17 protein-coding genes and 1 pseudogene are annotated in these 18,153 nt (G+C 69.2%); 6 read left to right on the forward strand and 12 right to left on the reverse strand.

Translation table 11 applies throughout. The annotated features are described in order from the left end of the window. Positions 1-2: 2 nt before the first annotated feature. From VKA29_RS18800 to VKA29_RS18845, 10 genes are all read right to left on the reverse strand, one after another. Positions 3-899 (reverse strand): phage distal tail protein, encoded by an 897-nt coding sequence (locus VKA29_RS18800; RefSeq protein ID WP_324787019.1) that lies wholly within the window; start codon positions 897-899, stop codon positions 3-5. Further along, complete coding sequence (locus tag VKA29_RS18805) at positions 896-5,701, reverse strand: phage tail tape measure protein (protein WP_324787020.1); 4,806 nt, start codon at positions 5,699-5,701, stop codon at positions 896-898. Before VKA29_RS18805 ends, VKA29_RS18800 begins: the two co-directional genes overlap by 4 nt. Continuing rightward, entirely contained in the window at positions 5,702-5,983 is a 282-nt protein-coding gene (locus VKA29_RS18810; RefSeq protein ID WP_324787021.1) for a hypothetical protein, read from the reverse strand. It lies immediately after the preceding gene. A 50-nt stretch (positions 5,984-6,033) separates the two neighbouring features. Continuing rightward, positions 6,034-6,645, reverse strand: a complete 612-nt coding sequence (locus VKA29_RS18815) for a hypothetical protein (protein ID WP_324787022.1) — start codon at positions 6,643-6,645, stop codon at positions 6,034-6,036. Positions 6,646-6,662: 17 nt separating this feature from the next. Further along, positions 6,663-7,151, reverse strand: coding sequence for a hypothetical protein (locus VKA29_RS18820; RefSeq protein ID WP_324787023.1), 489 nt, complete (start codon positions 7,149-7,151; stop codon positions 6,663-6,665). Between the two features lie 149 nt (positions 7,152-7,300). Beyond that, positions 7,301-7,522 (reverse strand): hypothetical protein, encoded by a 222-nt coding sequence (locus VKA29_RS18825; protein ID WP_324787024.1) that lies wholly within the window; start codon positions 7,520-7,522, stop codon positions 7,301-7,303. Between the two features lie 220 nt (positions 7,523-7,742). Beyond that, complete coding sequence (locus tag VKA29_RS18830; RefSeq protein WP_324787025.1) at positions 7,743-7,991, reverse strand: hypothetical protein; 249 nt, start codon at positions 7,989-7,991, stop codon at positions 7,743-7,745. Next, the gene (locus tag VKA29_RS18835; protein WP_324787026.1) at positions 7,988-8,428 is read right to left on the reverse strand and encodes an HK97 gp10 family phage protein; all 441 of its coding nucleotides are present in this window, start codon (positions 8,426-8,428) and stop codon (positions 7,988-7,990) included. The genes VKA29_RS18830 and VKA29_RS18835 overlap by 4 nt, the downstream gene beginning before the upstream one ends. Then, positions 8,428-8,814, reverse strand: a complete 387-nt coding sequence (locus VKA29_RS18840) for a hypothetical protein (protein ID WP_324787027.1) — start codon at positions 8,812-8,814, stop codon at positions 8,428-8,430. Before VKA29_RS18840 ends, VKA29_RS18835 begins: the two co-directional genes overlap by 1 nt. A 51-nt stretch (positions 8,815-8,865) precedes the next feature. Continuing rightward, entirely contained in the window at positions 8,866-9,315 is a 450-nt protein-coding gene (locus tag VKA29_RS18845; RefSeq protein ID WP_324787028.1) for a DUF6093 family protein, read from the reverse strand. A gap of 163 nt (positions 9,316-9,478) precedes the next feature. Between VKA29_RS18845 and VKA29_RS37045 the strand changes: the two are divergent. Then, a pseudogene (locus VKA29_RS37045) lies at positions 9,479-9,861 on the forward strand (NAD-dependent DNA ligase LigA); the annotation flags it as partial. 531 nt (positions 9,862-10,392) lie between these two features. After that, a complete protein-coding gene (locus VKA29_RS18850) occupies positions 10,393-11,826 on the forward strand; it encodes an HNH endonuclease signature motif containing protein (RefSeq protein WP_324787029.1) in 1,434 nt (477 codons plus the stop codon). 340 nt (positions 11,827-12,166) lie between these two features. Here the strand turns inward: VKA29_RS18850 and VKA29_RS18855 are convergent, their stop codons facing one another. Then, the gene (locus tag VKA29_RS18855; protein WP_324787030.1) at positions 12,167-12,637 is read right to left on the reverse strand and encodes a hypothetical protein; all 471 of its coding nucleotides are present in this window, start codon (positions 12,635-12,637) and stop codon (positions 12,167-12,169) included. A 526-nt stretch (positions 12,638-13,163) separates the two neighbouring features. Here VKA29_RS18855 and VKA29_RS18860 point away from each other — a divergent pair. Both VKA29_RS18860 and VKA29_RS18865 read left to right on the forward strand, forming a co-directional pair. After that, positions 13,164-13,694, forward strand: a complete 531-nt coding sequence (locus tag VKA29_RS18860; RefSeq protein ID WP_324787031.1) for a hypothetical protein — start codon at positions 13,164-13,166, stop codon at positions 13,692-13,694. A gap of 101 nt (positions 13,695-13,795) precedes the next feature. Beyond that, positions 13,796-14,812: an NAD-dependent epimerase/dehydratase family protein gene (locus tag VKA29_RS18865; protein ID WP_324787032.1), complete on the forward strand. Its 1,017-nt coding sequence runs from the start codon at positions 13,796-13,798 to the stop codon at positions 14,810-14,812. Position 14,813: 1 nt separating this feature from the next. Here VKA29_RS18865 and VKA29_RS18870 read toward each other — a convergent pair whose 3' ends face one another. Further along, positions 14,814-16,139, reverse strand: coding sequence for a DNA-binding protein (locus tag VKA29_RS18870; protein ID WP_324787033.1), 1,326 nt, complete (start codon positions 16,137-16,139; stop codon positions 14,814-14,816). A 268-nt stretch (positions 16,140-16,407) separates the two neighbouring features. Between VKA29_RS18870 and VKA29_RS18875 the strand changes: the two genes are divergently transcribed. Continuing rightward, positions 16,408-16,932: a hypothetical protein gene (locus VKA29_RS18875; protein ID WP_324787034.1), complete on the forward strand. Its 525-nt coding sequence runs from the start codon at positions 16,408-16,410 to the stop codon at positions 16,930-16,932. Between the two features lie 121 nt (positions 16,933-17,053). Continuing rightward, entirely contained in the window at positions 17,054-18,049 is a 996-nt protein-coding gene (locus tag VKA29_RS18880) for a hypothetical protein (RefSeq protein WP_324787035.1), read from the forward strand. The last annotated feature ends 104 nt before the right edge of the window (positions 18,050-18,153 follow it).

The raw sequence follows: 18,153 nt of genomic DNA on the forward strand, positions 1-18,153 counted from the left end.
CCTCACAGGGCGGTGTAGGCGTCGCGCCACGACACAGTCAGGCGGCAGGTGTTGGTGTAGTCCGTGGCCGTCCAGCGGATCTCGCTCCTGCCCGACGGGATCTGGAACAGGTCCATGCGGGAGCCGGCCGTCAGCGCGGGCGCCGCGTTCCCGGACCCGTTCCGCAGCACCCAGCGGGTACCGGGCCGGGTGTCGATGTCGATCCGTTCCCCGGCGCCGAGAGTCGTCTGCAGGCGCAGGTAGCGGCCGGTCTCCACCACCCACACCTTCGGATTGGTGACCGGTCCCTCGATCCGCACAGTCGGCCACGCGGGCTGGTCACCGCCGTTGAAGACCCAGCCAGGCCGCTCCGAGGGGTTGGACACGCCGGTGGTGATCGGGGCGACCACGGGCGCCGTGAACCCCTGGGAGTCGTTGGAGACGTCCAGCGGCAGCACCAGGGCCTGCAGAGTGTCGGCGTGCCAGCGCGGGTCGGTCACGGTGAACTCCAACGTGATCGGGATCCACCCGTACACGGCCTGCGACATCGATGCGGCCTCCACCCGCCGCCACCGGCCGAACAGGCACTTCGTGTCCCGCCCGGGCAGCTTGAGGCGCAGCATCGCCCGCGCGCCCGCCACCTTGCGGATGCTGTCGACGCCGGTGACCTGCTGCAGTTGGGCCAGCAGATCGAGGGCCGCGCCCGGGTCGTCTGGGGTGCGGATGCCGGCCTCGATCGACAGGGTGCGCATCCCGAACAGGTCCACGCCCGGGAAGCCGCCGTCCCCGGTCGGGTTGTCGACGTCGGCGGTACGCCGCTCCGGGGCGGCCACCCCGCCCAGGTCACCGACCGGCACCAGCGTGGCTTTGCCGATGACCATGCCGCCCAGGTCCAACTGGTAGTCCTGCAGGACCGTCACAGCTTGCCTCCTCGCTGCGCGGCACGCAGGCGCCGCATCACCTCCGCGCCGACCTCCTGAGCCACGCCGTGCCCGTCCCCGCCCGCGGCGACGTGCACGGGCATGGTTCCGATCAGCGGTTTGGCCGTCTCCCTGACGACCACCACCTGCACGCCGCCCGCCGGCTTGGCATCCACCCGCATGGGGCCGGTCACCCCCTGCGGGGTGAGGGCGTACCCGAAGCGGTGGGCGACGTCCTCGAGGACCTGCGTCGCCGAGGACCGCTTGGTCTGCCCGAGCGGGATGTACGCCTCCCCGCCCGTGGACGGCTCCGCGAAGCGCACCAGGCCGTTGCTCGTCGCATACAGGCCTGGCGTCAGCACGCCACCCATCTCGTACGACAGGCCCTTGTTGGCCCTCTGCAGGTCGCCGAGGAAGCCATCGGCCCGCTTCCCGAGAGCCTTCTTCAGCCGGGACTTGCCGGCGTTGGCGACCTCGATGACACGGTCCTCGCCGAGCTTCGTGGCGTCCGCGACCTCATGGATGCCCGTCTTCGGCGACTTGATCGCGGCGATGATCTTCAGCAGGTCGGCCAGGTCCTCATCCGACAGCGTCGCGGAAGCAGCCTTCGACGTCTTGTTGGCCTTCTCCGCCTTCTTCTTGCTCTTGACCGCCTCGGCCGCCAGGTCCTGCGCGGCCTGGTCGCCCTGCGCGGCGAGCCGCGACGCCAGGTCCCCGTACCCCTCCGCCGCCAGCTTCGCCAGGTTCGCCTGGAACTCGTTCGTCTGCTTCGTGGCGTTGCCGAGCTGGCCGGTGAAGTCCGCCAGGGTCGCCTTCGCCGCGTCGGCCAGCTTCTTCAGGTCGGCCGACATGCTCTTGAGGTACTTCGAGCTGCCCGTGGCCATCTTGTGGGTGAGGCTGACGCCCTCGGCGCCCATCGCCTCCAGCGCGTCCGCGACGTCCTGCCCGGCACGGCGAGCGACCGTCGACAGGTCCTTGCGCCACTGCTGCGCCTCCTTCACCGACTGGTGGAGGTTCTTGGAGAACTTCGCCAGGTCCAGGCCGGTGCCCTTCTTGTTCATCGAGTCCGACGCGATCGACGACAGGGAGAACGGGCCGTCCGAGCCGCCGGTCGGCGTGTACGTCCACCCGGACAGGCCACCGTCGGCGTGGTACTGCACGGTGGCCCCGAACCGGGCCGCCACCTGGTCGAGGATCTGCGTCGAGCGGGCACGCTTGGACTGCGCCAGCGGGATGTACGCCTCCCCGGGGGCCGTCTCCGGCTCCGCCCACACCCGCCACGAGCCAGCGGGCGCGATCTGCGCAACGTGATTCTCCCGGCGGACGCCACCGTCGGCGTAGAACGACAGCAGACCGCCGTCGGCCTGCGGGATCGGCTTGTTCGCCCACGGGCCGGTGCCGCCGACCCGCGGGATCACCGTCACCGTCACCGGCGCGGGCGGGTTGACGCTGACGGAGATGTTCTTCGTGCCGGGGATCTCCCGCACGCTCGCGCCGATCGCGTCGAGCTGCGTCTCGACAGCCTTCATGTCTCCGGACAGCAGGGCGGAGGTCAGCGCGGACGCGGCTTCGGTGCCCTTCGTCTTGGCGACCTGCTGGATCAGGTCCAGCATCGCGTTCCACTCGCCCTTGGCCTTGCCGCCGGTCGTGTGGAACGCGGACACGACGCCCCGCAGGTCCTTCTCGCTGATCGGCGGGTCCGCCCCCCAGATCGCGTGGATTTGGTCCATCGCGCCGGTCACGTCGCCGGACATCAGCGCCTGGTGCAGGGCGTTCGCCGCGTCCGAGCCCTTCTCGGCGGCGACCCGCGCCAGCAGGCTCATCCCGCGCGACATCTGCGTACGGGCGGCCGTACTGCCCGCCTTGACGGCACGGCTCATGTCGAACACGGCCATCTTCTGCATGACCCGCGCGAACTTGCCCGAGTCGTTGGTCTCGGCGGCGTCCGCGAACTGCTTGGCGATCCGCTTGCCGTAGCGGGCGGCGATCGCGGGCAGCTTCGCCAGGCCCGCCTGGAACGCCGGCTGCGAGCGGGACGCCGACTCTGTGATGATCGCCTCCAGCTCGTCGGCGACCTTCGTCTTGCCCTTCGAGAGCTGCGTCACGAGCTCGTCGAGGATCGGCGCCGCCGACACGCCCAGCTTCGCGAAGTGGTCGCTGAGGTCCGCGTATCCGGACATGGCCAGCTTGGACAGGTTGCCCTGGAAGCCGCGCTGCGCCTTCAACTGGCTGCGCAGCTCACGCATGTAGTCCTGCAGCGTCGCCGTCGCGTTCTTGTTGGACTTGGCGACCTTGTTCTGCGCGTCCTGCCACGCCTTGGCCGGGTCGACGATGGAGCTGAGGGCTTGGGCCATCGCCTTCATCTCGTCGGTGTACTGCGGCAGCCCGTCCTTCCCCGTGGACACGAGCGAGTCGAGCGTCCACGCCTTCTCCGTGCTGACCTTGGCCTGCTCCACCTTCGCGTTGACGATCTGCATCGCCGCGGCGAGTTCGGCTTCCTTCTTCACCGCACGCGACCAGATGCGGTGCTGCCGGTCGAGGACGTCCATCGCGCGCTCGCCCTCGGGCGTGAGCGCCGTGCTGACCGAGCCCGCCCCGGTGTCGTAGGCGAAGGAAGCGTTGCGCCACAGCTCCTGCTTGAGGGCAGCGAGCTTCTTGCCACCGGAGGTGATGGCGTCCAGAGCCGACGCCATGTCGATGCCGACCTTCTTGAGCTTCGCCGCATCGTCAGAGCTGGTCAGCGACTCGGTGAGAGCCCGCAGACCGGCGCCCTGGCTGCCCTCCTCCCGCTCGGAACGCAGCGCCGTCACCAGGTCGTCAGTGGCCTGCTTGGCCTGCTCCTTGGACGCCGAGTACGCCGAGTAGGCGAGCACACCCACCGCCAGCAGCGCGGTCAGCCCCGACACCGCCAGGCCCGCACCCCGCAGCACCGCCGGCATGACCGCGCCGCCCGCCGACGCCTCCGCCTGCGCCACCCGGAACGCAGTCCACTGCGCCTGAATCCGTGTGAGCGCGGCGAGGGCGAGCGCCCCACCCGCCGAGATCGCCAGCAGGCCGGCACCGACGCTCTTGAGCGGGCCCGGCGCGTCCGCGAGCGCGCCGGCGAACACCGACAGGGCGTTGCCGATGCTCTGCATCACCGGCAGCAGCGCCCGACCGAGGTCAATGCCCAGGGCCTTGGAGCGGTTGACGAACATCTGCCACTGCCCGGAGGCCGTGTTCATCTGCATCTCGAACGCCTTGTGCGCGGCCCCGGCCCGCTCCACTTCGTTGGCGATGCCCTCGTACGTCGAGGCGTAGTTCCTGCCGTCGTTCGCGGCCAGGGCGAGCATCGCCCGAGAGGCCCGCACGTCGTGGAACAGCGTGGTGATCGCCTCGGCGGAGCCGTGCGTGGCCTTGGCCAGCTTGCCCACCACGACGTACAGGCCGTCCTGCTGCACCGCCGACGCCGCCGACTCGTAGCCGAGCTTGCGCATCATGGCGGACAGCTCGCTGGTCGGCTGCATCATCCGCGTCATCAGCATGTTCAGGCCGGTCGCGGACTCCGCTGCAGGAACACCCGCCAGCGTCACCGCGGCGTACGCGGACGCCAGATCGTCGAAGGAGATCCCGGCAGCAGCGGCCATCGGCACGATGTCGCCCAAGTGCAGGGCCAGCTCCTCGAAGCTGATCACGCCCTTGTTGACGGTCTGGAACATGACGTCCATGACGTCCGACGCCTTCGACGCCGGCATGCCGTACGCCTTCAGGACGCCCAGCAGGGCCCGCGCGGATATCTCCGTCGTCGTCAGGCCCGCACTGGCGCCCTTCGCAGCCACCGACAGGATCGTCATCGCGTCCGCGCCGTCGAAGCCGGTCGACACGACCTGGTACAGGCCCTCGGCGAGTTGGGTGGTCGACTGCGTCATCCCCTTCGACAGGGACACGATCTGGTCGGTGAACCCGGACACCGTGGAGGCGTTGATCTGCTGGGAGATCGTCATGACGTTCGCCATGTGCTTCTCCAGCGACATCGCACCGACGACGCCGGCGGCGAGCACCGCCGACAGCACCAGGCCCGTCTTCATGTAGCCGTCGATCCGGGCCTGCGAGGCGGCGCGGGCCTCGGCCGCCGCTGCCGCCTGCGCCTGCCGTACCGCGGCCGCGTTCGCCGAGGCGCGCGCCGCCGCGGCGGCCTCCGCCTCATCCCGCGCGGCCAGCGTCTGCGCTGCCCGCGCATCGGCGGCCGCCCGAGTCTGGGTCGCGCGCGTGGACAGCGCGGCCGCGCGTGCGGCAGTGGCCTGCGCCGCGGCGGCCCGCTCCTCCTGCAGAGTCTGTGCCTGCGCGGCCCGGGTCGCCGCGGCAGCCGCCGCGTTCGCGGTGGCCTGCGCCGCCGCCGCACCCCGCCCGGTCGCCGCCTGCGCCCGCGCCGCCATGGTCGCCGCGACCGCCTGGGCGCGCAGCGTGCGCTCGCCGGCCGCGACCGCCGCAGCGCGTTCCGTCTCCGCGCGCGCGGCCAGGTTCGCCGCCAGCACCGAGGCCCGGCCGGACCGCTGCGCCGCCGCGGCGGCAGCGGCCTGCGCGGCCCGGGTACGTTCCACGGCCGCCGTGACCCGGGTCTGGCCGATCACCGCGTCAGCGGACGCCGACGCCTGCAGCCGCGCCAGGCGCTGCGTGGCCGTGCCCGTCTCCGCCAGCGTCCGGTTGACCTGCTGCAGTTGCCCGTCGAACTGGCGCAGTTGGGCCGCCGACTGGCGCAGACCGCCGGTCAGCCCCGACGTCCGGGCGGTCAGGTCGACGTACAGGTTGTAGGCGCTGCTCACCTACTGCTCCCGTCTGGGCCTCAGCCCGATCTTGACCCCGCGCCCCTCCGGGCCGTCCGGAACCTGCTCCCGCTCCATGGCCAGCAGCTCGCACCCCGGACAGGTGGTGCTGTCGGCGACATACGCGAACCGGTCCCCGCCCAGCTCGGGCCGCCACTCGTCCGCCCGGGTGCCGCAGCCCGAACACACCACCCGCGTGTAGGCCAGCCACGCCAGCGCCTTCGCCCGGTCCAGCGCCGTCCACCGCCCATCGCCCGCCCCAGTGAACTGGCTGTGCGGCATTCCATAGGTGTGGCACAGCTCCATCTCGGCCCGGAACGACGGGTCGGAGATCAGCCTTTTCCCAGGTCAGCCCGCAGCGTCTGATTGACGAGCAGAGGCGTCGTGAACAGCGCCTTCGCATCCGGGTCGTCCCAGGTGTCCAGCAGCTCCTGCGCGTCCTCGGCGCTCATCCCCTCCACCTCTGCGCCGGCCTCGTCGCGTTCGACGTGGCAGGCGGAGATCAGGGCGGCCGGGAAGGTGTCGACGTTGTACTCCATGCCCCTGTCGGCCTGCGCCTCAGTCGGCGGGTGGTCGCGCAGCAACTGCTCCCACACCGGGCGCGGTAGCGCCCGGAAGGTGAGCGTCGTGGTCGCCTCCGTCAACGTCTCCTGGGCGCGGGCCAGCGCCGCGTCAGCGGCCACCACCTGCGGGTTGGCTGCCACGAACGCGTCACGCACATCCTCGGCGACGCCTTGCTTGGCGCAATCGTCGAGGGCTTCGGCACGGGCACGGGCCAGACCCATCGCCGCGTCCGTGACCGCGGTCTTCGCGGCCTCGTCGTCGCAGATCGACATGGTGCGCTCGGGCAGCTTTCGGGCCCGCAGACGGGCCATCTTCGCGGCCCAATGCGAGTCCTTGGCGACCGCGGCCGCCGGCGGCTGGGCCTTGCTTCGCGTGGTCATACGGCATCCCCCTGAGATCAGACCGCGGCCGGGATAGCGGCGTCCAGCGTCGGCTGGCCCGCGATGGCGAACGTGACGGTGAACTTCGCCGGGTCGTTGCCGGCGGTGTAGGCGGGCGCGCGGCCCGCGACACGAACGGGGAAGACGTCCATCGACTTCGACGCCGGGACGTCGCCCTTGCGCATGATGACGATGTAGCCGGTGGTGCCCTTCGACAGCAGCGTCTCGATCGTCTCCACGGCCTGGTCCTCGTAGAAGGTCAGGCTGGAGGAGTCCGCCTTGTCCTCACCGGGGATGTTCGTGGTGAGGGTCGAGCCCATGTCGGGCGTGTCGATGGGGCTGTTGGCCAGTGACCAGCCGGCGACATCGGAGACGAACCCCGACAGGTCGGTGGCGTTGGCCGCGGCCAGCTCCGTACGGATCGGCACGTTGCCCGCGTCGGCGATCGCCTTCAGGAAGTAGAACTTGGTGACGCCGCGGCGCATGAACCGCTGCTGGGTGGTCACGAGGGAACCTCTGCTCTCCGGGGACCCCAGCCCCCAGCGAGTGGCGGAGGCCCGTCCCCAACAGGTCGCATCAGCGAGCCAAAGGGGTCAGCCCGTGCCGGTCCGGCCGGGCGTCCGCGAAAAGGGGCCTCCGCGGTGAGGTGCGTTCGTCAGCCGGTCATTGAGGAGACCGTCAAGGCGAAACGCTGCACGTAAGTGTAGGTCCCGGACGTGACAGTCGTCCCGTCCTCCTGGTCCAGGGCCCGATCGATGACCCTCGCCCCCGGCACGGAGACCGCGTTGAGGAACGCGCCGCTGCCCGGCTTCCGCGCGAGGAACGCGGCCCGCACCTTGTCGGCGTGCAGCGACACCTGCTCGGCGGTCGTCCCCACAGAGGACACCTGCAGATACACGCGCGTCCGCATCCGCGTCACCGAACGGCGGCCCGAACCCGGCGACCTGCCCCAGCTCGTACAGCACGCTGTACGGGATCGTGGCGCCGGTCGGCTGAGAATCCGCGGTGGGCGCGGTCCCGTACCCGCAGGAGCGACCCGTCACCGAGACCAGCATCGCCTGCCCTGCCAGCGCCACCTGACGGCCCGACACGGTCATCTACTCGCCCTCCTCAGACGCCAGCCTGCTGGCGGTGACCACGGCCTCAATGTCCGTGACCGCGTACCGGTGCAGGCCAAGCTCGTCCCACACCGGCATCGTGGCGGGAGTGGAGCCGCGCAGCAGGCCAAGCTCTCCGGTGCCTTCCTCGACCAGCTCGACCGTGAACACCATCCGCGACACCAGGCCAAGACCGTGCGCACGCATCACACCGGCGACGGCCTGGTGCAGGTCCTCCGCAACGCTCACGACAGGCCACCGTCGACGACCTGGCCGAGCGCCTGTAGGAAGGCCGGCTCGATCGTGTGCACAGCGGGCCCCAGGTGCGGGTAGGGCGGCTGGTCGAAGATCCTGCCGAGGCTGTCGGGGCCGATGTACCCGTACTCCAGGCGGCGCCCCTGCGGCTTGTTGGTGCCGACCGTCCCCGACACCGCGCCAGCGCCGACGTGCACCTCGTGCGTCCACGAACGCCGGTAGTCGCCCGTGATCACGTTCGGGCCGGGCCGGCCGCTCGCGTTCGCCTTCACCTGCGTCTCCAGCAGCATCGTGTAGTGCCGCACGACCGCCAGGGCCTGCGGCAGCACCTGCGCCGCCCGCTCATCGAGGAGCGCCGCCAGGTCGGCCGCGTTGGTGTATGCCCCGGAGCGGGGGTGGGCGTTGGGGTGCGGGTTCATCCGGGACGCCATCAGCCCGTCACCTCCTGCGGCTGCCACTTACCCGACGCCCACTCCACGAGAAGCCGCAGCAGCGCCCTGGTGTACTCGTTCGGGCCGCCGTCCATGAGGTCATGGCGGGCCATCACCTGCCGCTCCAGCTCCCCGGCGTCCATCGCCTGCAGGAACGCCGCAGCGGCCGGGCCGGGATCCGGCGGCGCACCGACCGTGACCCGGGCCAGCCCCTCGAAGTCGTCCTTCACCATCGGCGCCAGGAACAGCACCAGCTCTGCCTCGCGGCCGACCACCTGCTGCAGTTGGTAGCCCCTGATGGCCGTGGAGATGTCGCGGCCGTCGAGGGCCACCGCGCCCGCAGCCTGGTCGGCGGTGATACGCACCTGGTGCAGTTCGTCATCCATGCAGATCAGCGTACGGACCAGCGCCGACAGCCCGTTGGGGCCGACGAACCGCTAGAACGGCGGGGTCGGCCCGGACTGTGCGGCCTGCGTCGACTGGGTGACCTCGTCCATCCAGGAGATCCGCACCACGCTCAGCGTGTTGGCCTGCGACAGGTCCAGCACCCGCCACACCCGGCCCAGCAGCCCCTGATCCTGCGTGGCCCGGGTCACGCGAACCAGGTCGTCACGGGACGCCACAGGCGCCTCCAACGGTGTCAGCAGTTGATACCGGTTGCGGGTGTCGTCCTGGTAGACCTGGCCTGCCAGGGACATCACCATGCCGGGCCCGCCGACGGCGAACACCGCGCCCAGCCCCTCCCACAAGACGACGTCCGGACCGGGTTCGTACACGCCCGTGTCCTCATTCAGGACCTGTGGTCCGGGCCGGAAGATCTGAACGGTGTCCACCAGGATCCGCTGAAGAACCGGCTCCAGGGCCGCCAGCGAGATGGGGCTGCTCATGTGTTCGAGCGTAGGCGCTTACACCGACACTCCGCCCTCCGCGGGAGTCTGGGCCTGGAACAAGGCATGAGCGAGGAGCAGGCACGCGGTTCTGCCGTACCGGGAGGGGTCGCTCAGCCCGTTTCCTTATGAGGCCGTAACGGCCCCACAAACTTCCGCCACTGCCAGGATGAACATGACCGAAGCTGGCGCCACCCCACCCGCGACGCCGACGACCACGACCACGACCACGACCACGACGAGCGTGCGGGAGGACCACTGGCCGGGATGACCGTGGTCGTCACCGGCGCGATGACCGGCCCCTGGAGAAGCTCAGCCGCAACGAGATGAACGAGCTCATCGAACAAGCTGGCGGCCGCTCGTCCTCGGCCCTGTTCTCCCGAAGCTACGGCGAAGTGACATGTGGTTCTCTGCAGCGGATCTGGAGCGCGGCGCGCTCGCGCAAGGTGCCGTCGTGGGCGTCGTTCTCAGCCTTGCGGTGGGCCTCGGCGTGCCGCTGCGGTCGATGACCCGCACCGACTCGGTCCAGCCTGGCCGGGCTGGTGACCGCCTCCCACAGCGGGTCCCACGAGCGCGTAACACGATCTCGCAGATGTGCGCTGGTGAGCGCCCCTGGGACGACGATTGCGCCGTTCGTGTGGGGTGAGCAATTCGTCCGTGGAGTGTCGTACTGATCTTGTTGCTGGGTGTGCTGGTTTGGGCGTGGACCCGGACTGGAGGCCGGAGGGGGGCGGCCGGTGGGGCGGCCACAGGCGGGATGACGATGTCGTGTGCCTTGAGTAACTCTTGGTCTTCAGGAGCGTGCGATCGTGGCGGCGAGGGGTTCGGCGCCCAGGGCGATCCTGCCTGTCTGGCCAGTGTGAAAGCGGCGGCTGATGACCAATCAGGGCGCATATACGGGGCATCCAGGCGGATAATTCCAAGGTCGGACGATGTCAGCGTTGACGGCTCAGTTTGACGATGGCCGGCTACCCCGTCGGGAGTAGCCCATCAGGACTCGGCCTGCCGCGCGCGGAGCGACGGCCGACGTCTTGTTCAGCGACAATGAGTGCAGAGGCAAGCGGGGGAAGGGGGCCGGTGACCTACCAGGACTTCGCGGGCTATTCCGATACGGGCGAACTCACCCTGGCCATCGCCAGACTGCGGACCCAGGAGCGGATCAGCCTGGACAAGGGGGACAGCCAGGCCGCTGACGATGCAAACCGCGCTCTCGGTCGTGCCCAGTCCCGGCTTGCCGAGCTGTACCGCGAACGCGGCCTGCTCAACCGGTCGGTCTCCGCCAGCACCACGATGACCCCGGCGGAGCGCGCTGCCAAGGGATGGGAGAGTGTCCTCGCCAACCCGCTTCCGTCGAAGCCCAGCAAGGGCGACGGGCGCAGAAAGTCAAAGCCGAAGACCGCGACCGTGCCCGCTTCGAGGCCGAACGACCCGTGGCGGACATTGGCTTACAGCACGAAGCGCCTGGCAGGCGTGATTCGAGCCCGGAAACTGGCGAAGCGGGATGAAGCAGATCTGGCCCGATTGCCGACCAGCGCTCTTGTGTTTCTCCCAAGAGGCAGGCAACGGTCTTTTACCGCAGCCGACCTGGAGGCTCTCGGCTGGAGCCGAGACTTGATCGCCGAACTGGGCGCCCCCGCAAGCGGGATGAAGTATCGCCGGACGCAGATACTCGACCGCGTCGATGGCGACGACTTCCAACGTGAGCTCGCGCGGCTCTACCGGAGCAGGCTGGAGGAGGCATGGCGCGAGCAGAGGCAGCGCGAGCACGAGTGGGACGTGGAGCGCCTCACTCATGGGCAGAAGCGTGAGAGCAAGGCCGCTCGTAGGTGGCAGGAGGAAAACGCACACTACCGGGAGATACTCAACACCCGGACGGTCCTGGAAGCGAGTGCAGCCCCAACGGGCAAGGGGCCGGACCTGACCGTCACGCCAATCCGGTCGACTCCCGCGCGGGCCACGGGCGAGACGGGCCGAACTGGCGGGGTTCACAAGGGCGTGTGCCCGGTGTGCAACAAGGGCGGCCTCCCGCGCGGCTGGCTCCGGCACCAGCGATGCGAGGGGATGGCCCGGTCGCAGGAGACCGAGGATACGGTTCCCGCTTGGGTAGAGGCCGATCCGGCGCCGGAGCCGCATGGGTCAGCGGAGTACCGACGGTTGGTCGCGGTGGTCGAGCAGAAGGAGGCGGCAGCGCGGGGGAAGCGGACAGCCGGATCAGCTCGGCCAGTCCGAATCCCGGAGGCCCGCAGGGCGGTGTTGGCGCGGTGCGAAGGCCGGTGTGAGAACCCGGGGTGCGCCGGCCAGCCAGACGATGTCACAGACAAAAACCTGGCACTGCTGGAGGTCGATCACGTGGACGAGATAGCCGACGGCGGCCGGGACCACCCGCGTGTGATGGTCGCACTCTGCCCGAACTGCCACGCGGTCAAGACGCGCGGGCGGACTCGGGCACAGTTGGCGAAGGTGCTGCGCGAAGTCGCGGAGCGGGCACACGCGGCCGCGAACGGCACCTGACCTCATCCCCCTCGGTGCCCTCGTCCGGCGCGCTTCGGGGACTCCGTCCGACGGGGCCACGGCAGTTCAACAAGATCGCGTTACAAGCTCTACGCGTATTCGACGGGAAACGTGCCTGGTGAGCGGCTTGACGCGGAGTGGGTCCGGTCCTGGTGGGAACAGGCCGACGCGGCGCTGACGAAACTGATGCAGTCCTTCCTCCCGACGCACGGCTTCTCGCCCGGCCACAACGCAGTGATGCCCGCAACAGCGACAGCCGCCAGGCGACGGACGCGCTCGTGGAGCTGACGCCGATCCCATCCGACCTGACCACGCTCTACAGGGTGTTCTTCGGCCGCCATCAGGGCAGTGAAGGCGTTTGCGTCCCGGCAGCCTGCTGACCGGGAGGGGCGTCGCTGTGATCCGCACCCTTGAACATGTCCAGAATGGTCGACCTCGCCACCATCCAGTGCTCGAGCGTGTCCTCCAGCAGGCCCCTGGCATCGTCTGCGCTCAGCTCGCCCACGGCACGCAAAGCGGCCTTGGCGCCGGCGGTTGACGCCTTGTGATGGGCCGTCGAGGCCCACGCTTGCGTGGCAGGAGAGAGCTTCGGAGAGTGCTGGGCAGCGGTCCCCGGCAGGGTCAGGTAGCAGGCACCAGCCAGTCCGGCCAAGGTGGCCCGGCTGTTGGCGACGACCTGCTTCGACAGCGAGTCCCTGCAGGGACGGCAGCCGGTCCAGCAGGCGCCGACCAACCGCGTCGCCAGTTCAACGTCGCTCTCCCAGCCGTCCACGTACGGCATCATGCCGTCGATCAGATCCGTGTCGGTCATGGAATGGTCGTGCAGAGTGCCGCCGACCGCTGACGCGTGAGACGCTCCCGTGCGCGCTGCCCTCTTCCGTGCGCGCTGCTTCTTACCGTGATTGCTGACCACGAGTTCTCCTCGATGGCGTGCAGCGGTTACCCATGACCCGTGCACGCGAGAAGTTGATCAACGCGGGCATTCGGGAGTTCATCATCAGCGACAAGGCTCTTGTCGCTTTTCGCACTGATGCGCTGGGACTTGAGGTCCTGGCACCCTTGCCTCAAGGTGCTCCAGTCATGGGCTGAGGCCAGCTTCGGCCGGTGCGCGGCCGTTCACAAGCACGATAGCGGACGGCGGCGGGCCGGGCGGGCATCTGCACGCTGTAGCCCATACGGTGCAGCAGCCGCGTGAAATGGTGAGCAGCCTTCTACTGAACAGGGCTGATGTGGCCATCTCCACCACACTGTCGGCGGTGTTGATCCAGACGACTACCTCGTCCGACTGTGATCTCTGCACTCGAGGACTGTCAGGTGCGCCTGGCACGATGCCTGGCATGGGCCCGATACCAGAGCTGACGCAGAAGACCTTGACCGAACGGGGCTTCCGCGGCTTCGTGCCGTTCCGTGAGCTGCCCGGCAGCAACGTCCCCACCGGGCACGGAATCTACGTGGTGATCCGCACGGACACCTCGCCCCCGTCGTTCCTCCCCGCCAGCCCTGCCGGACGCCTCAAAGGCCGCGACCCCTCCGTGACGGCCGACAAGCTCGACGATGCCTGGGTGAACGGAGCAACGGTCGTGTACATCGGCAAGGCCGCGGGCCGGGACGGACTGAATCGGCGGCTTGCCGACTACTGCAGACACGGCAACGGTCTGCTGGCTGGCCATTGGGGCGGTCGCTACATCTGGCAGTTGGTCGACTCGGACGCGCTGCTCGTCGCCTGGCGGTCGATGACCGAGGACGACGCGGGTGAGGCTGAGCAGGACCTGATCGACGAGTTCAAAGAACTCCACGGAGCTCTGCCCTTCGCCAACATCAGGAACAACGCCCGAAGAGCTCCGCAGACGGACTCCAACATCGACTGATACGACAGTCCGCCCTTTCGCAGCTCTCTCAGGCCAGTTGAGGGATTGCAGTAGGGGAGCGCACTTCCGCCCGTGCAGGCGCGCACGGCAGGATCGCCCTTATGAGGATTCTGGTCATGGGTGGCACCTGGTTCTTGGGCAGGCACATTGCGAAGAGCGCGCTGAGAAAAGGGTGGCAGGTCACCACCTTCAACCGCGGGCGCTCCGGGCACAACGTGGACGACGTGAAGCAGGTCCACGGAGACCGAACAAGCCAGGCCGACCTCGAACGCCTCGCCGAACACGGGCCGTGGGATGCCGTTATCGACACCTCAAGCTCCGACTTCCCCCCACGGGACGTCCTCACGGCCGCCACCGCGCTGCGCCCGGCCGCGGCCCGCTGGGTGCACATCTCCACCGTGTCCGTGTACGAGGGATGGCCGCACCAGCCGCTCACCGACGCCTCCCCGCTCCTCGACTGTCCGCCGGACGCCGACGAGTCTTACGGTTACACCGGCGAGGACGGCTCGCCCACGCAGTACGGGTTCCAGAAGGCTGGCGGGGAGCGTGCAGTGGCCGAGGCCTTCGGCGACGCCGCGGTGTTCCTGCGGCCAGGCGTGATCCTGGGGCCCGGCGAGTACGTGGGACGCCTTCCCTGGTGGCTTGAGCGAGCCCAGCGTGGGGGCCGCATCCTCGCCCCGGCCCCGGCCGAGCAGCGCATTCAGCCGGTCGACGTGCGGGACGTCGCCGACTTCGCCCTGACGATGGCGGCCAGCGACGTGAGCGGCGGCTACAACGTCACCCACCCCGAGGGCATCACCTTCCGCGGCTTCCTGGAGGCCTGTCTGCACGAGACGGGCGGCGCCGGGGCCCCGGTCTGGGTGGATCCCGCGGTCCTGGTCGACCAGGGCGTCAAGCAGTGGACGGAGCTGCCCCTGTGGCGAACACACGCCGGGGTGTGGGCGGTTGACTCCAGCCGCGCCGTGGCGGCAGGTCTGACCTGTCGGCCGATCGCCAAGACGGTCCGCGACACGTGGCGGTGGTGGGCGGCCGATGGGCGCCCCGTGGACCACCCACGGTGGGCGGAACACGGGATCGCCGAGGAGAAGGAAGCGAAGATCCTCGCCTCCTTGATATGAGTCAGGCTTCCAGTTGCAGAAGTGCGGGGCCGGTGAGCTGGTGTGCGGTCGCGGTGCGGGTGAACTCTTCGACCCGGCCGCGCAGTTCGCCGGGGAGCACGGCCCCGCGGAAGGACGGCTGAGTGAGGAAGTGCTGAATCTGCCCCGTCCTGGCGAGCACGCCAGTCACTCGCTGGTCGGCTGGGATGTCCCACAGCGGCAGCAGCGCCTCAGCAGCACCTTCGACATCGTTGACGAACAGACGTGCCATGGCCAGGTCCGCGGCCGCGCCGCCCAGAACGTGGGTCGAGCGCCTGTCAGCCGGCCGCTGCTGGATGAGGTCGAGAGCCTTGCGCGCTGACCGCTCTGCCTGAGCCGGGTCGTGGACGAGGAGAGCGGTCGAGCTGCTCGACATGGCGAGGCGCTCGACCGTGAATCCGAACTCGCCGCCGATGCCGTCGTGCAGCTCGTCGCGCGCGCCGCTCTCGACTTCCTCGGACATCCTGATCGCCTGGTGTGCCGACTGGACATCCCCGAGATACCCGTGCGCGCGAGCCTCGATGGCGAGCAGACGCCGACGGGCCACGTCCCCGAGGCCGCCGTAGGTCTGCGCACGGCGGGCCTTGGCTACGGCGTCGGCGGGCATGCCCGTGAAGTAGGCGATGTAGGCCAGGATGCCGTCGCAGTACGCGCGCAGCGGATCGAAGCGCGAGGTCTCCCCGTAGAGATCGGCAGAACGAGCCAGGCGGCGCGCGCTGTCGAATGCGCCGAGGTCGAATGCCGACGCGGCGAGCAGGGCTGTGGCCTGCCCGAGGAGGACGAGCAGCCGCTGCTGCTGCGCGGGTACCTGGGTACGGTCGCGCAGGTCTTGGAGCTGTGTCTGGAGAACCCGGCCGCGGTGGAAGGCCTGGGCTGGGGCGATGGATGCGTACTCGCGCGCGAGCGTCATCACGTCGTCGGTGAGTTGGTCAAGGCTGGTGTCGGAGACAGACGCAGCGGCCATGGCGCTGGCGTCTTCCTGAGCGTCGCGTGCGGTCATATCGATTTCGTGCTCCAGGTCGAACGCGGGTGCATGGGGATCGGGCTGCGGCGGCGGCGCAAACAGGTGGGTGACCCGATGGCTGAACATGGCCTCTAAGACACGCCGGGTGTCCGGGGACAGAGAAGCAGGGTTGACGCCCCCGGCTCTCCAGCGTTTGGCCGTGCGCTCGCTACAGGTCGGGTTTTTGGCGCCCTTGCCGATCACCTCGTCCGCTGTCCTCTCGAACAGCTCAACCATCTTGGGAATGTCGAGGCCGCGCTGGTTGCACAGCTCCTTCAGCAGCGTCTGCGGAGGATGTTCACTCACATTGCCCCCCAATGGTGAGCCGTGGGTCAGTCAGCGGAACTGCCTGTGCGTCGATCCCTTTGACACGAAGGGGATACCGCCGTTCCTTCTCAGTTCAACCCACCGGCAGCGGTTGGCACTTGAGTGGCCCTCGGATGGCACGTGGCACTCAGAAGGGCTATGCAATTGGCACTTCGCTGACATGGTGCTGGCACCCCATGCAGGTCCACGCTGATCAACACCCTCGCTGAGAGTGCACGTCCGAGCACGGAAACCAGGGAGTCCTCTCGTGAACCCGCCCATGCAGCAACCCGCCATCTCGGCTCCGGTCGAAGCATCTGGGGCTCCGGCCACCGCGCCCCATGAATTCCTGTGGATCGAGGAGCCGAGATACCGGTGGCCAGCGCTCATGACTGCTGATCCGTGGATCGGCAGCAACACGCGGATCCGGGTCCGCCCGCGGCTCACCGCGGCCCGCTGGCCCGGCAACGTCGACGCCGCCTCACGCGTAGCCGCCATTCTCACGGACAACGCTTTCATTCACGCGAAGCCCCTCGACGGAAACGTCATCGCCATCCGGCTCGTGTGCCCGAAGGACTCCGATGACTTGGTCATCGAGGTGGATGACGCGGTCCCCGACTTCCCCGTTTTCGACAAGGTGAGCACGCCGCCGGCCGAGGGCGGGAAGCCCCACGGCTTGTGGTGGGTGCACCACTACCGCGGCCGCCTGGCCTGGTGCATCAGGCATAACGACGAAGGTGAGGCGGTCGGGAAGACCGTGCAGGTCATCCTGCCGAAGAGCTGGGGCGAGTAGCGGCCGGCAGCCGTCACCTTCACCTAATCACCCCCTAATCACCGAGGCACTCATGCCCGAGTTCTTAACGACCACCGCCCCCTCCGTCCGACGCACAAAGGAGGGGACCGCCTCCGATGGCATGGACCTGGTCGTCAGTCCGGTCGGTGCCGACTCCGATCTTCGCGCCGCGCTGGAAGATCTCAAGCTGGGGCGCTACCTGGCCGCCCGTAACCTGTTCTCCCGGACCGGCTCGCACTGGGCGCTGCGGACGAGCCGCAGTCAGCTACTCGCGGCCGGCGTAGGCGAGGCAGGCGTCTTTTTCACGTGGCGGAACGAAGAGCCGAATAGCGCACACGCCTTGATGATGTGGGCGCGGGCGCTCACCCGGGCAGCGGTGGAGGCCTACCACAACGACGACGATCACCGGGTGGTGGCGCGTGCTGCAGCCCTCGCGCGGCAGGCCTGCTGGAAGGCGGCTGATCTGTGGCCGGCCTGCCCGGTGCCGTGGATCTGCCTGCTGCATCTGACGCAGCTTTCCTTCGCTGCACGCGACTTCGACCCCTATGCCCATACTCGCCCATCGCCGTGGGATCGGCTGGAGGACCCCACGATGCCCTTCCCAGGGCCGTGGCCGATCCTCGCCGAGATCAAACGGCGTCATCCCGGCAGCCGGGAAGGCCATCACCGTATGCGGGAATACTTCCTGCGGCGCGGCGGGGGTCCAGGCATCGCCATGCAGTACTCGGCCTGGCTGGTCTCAAGTCGCACCCCGGACCCCCAACTGCTGATGCTGCCTCTGTACTCGCTCATGGACCTCTACCGGGAGCGGCACAGCAAGGGCGGTTCGCTGCAGTTCTGGCTCACCGAGCAGGTCGGGCACTACGCGCGCCGGGCCTGGGACGACTGGTTCGTCCACGTCCCGCCCGCCGAGTACTCGTGGGTGCCCCTGTCCGACCTCAGCCACCTGGCGCACGCCCTGGTTGCCTGCGGTGAGACCGAGCGGGCTGCGTGGGTGTTCAACGCAATGGGCCCCCATGTCACGCCGCAGCCGTGGAAGGACATCAACGCCAGCCTCGGCCGCTCCAGGGACTGGCGGGACGAGTTCCTGCGGATCCGAGCGTCCGTCGTCCGGTAACGGCGCCCCGGTGAACAGTCGCGCACCCCCGCTGGACGGCCTTCCTCCCAGCTCTTTCCCCTGCCTCTCCCCCTTCCGAAAGTGATTTCGTGGTGTCTCACAGA

This window comes from Streptomyces sp. H51 (genome assembly GCF_035656535.1).
GTDB lineage: Bacteria > Actinomycetota > Actinomycetes > Streptomycetales > Streptomycetaceae > Streptomyces.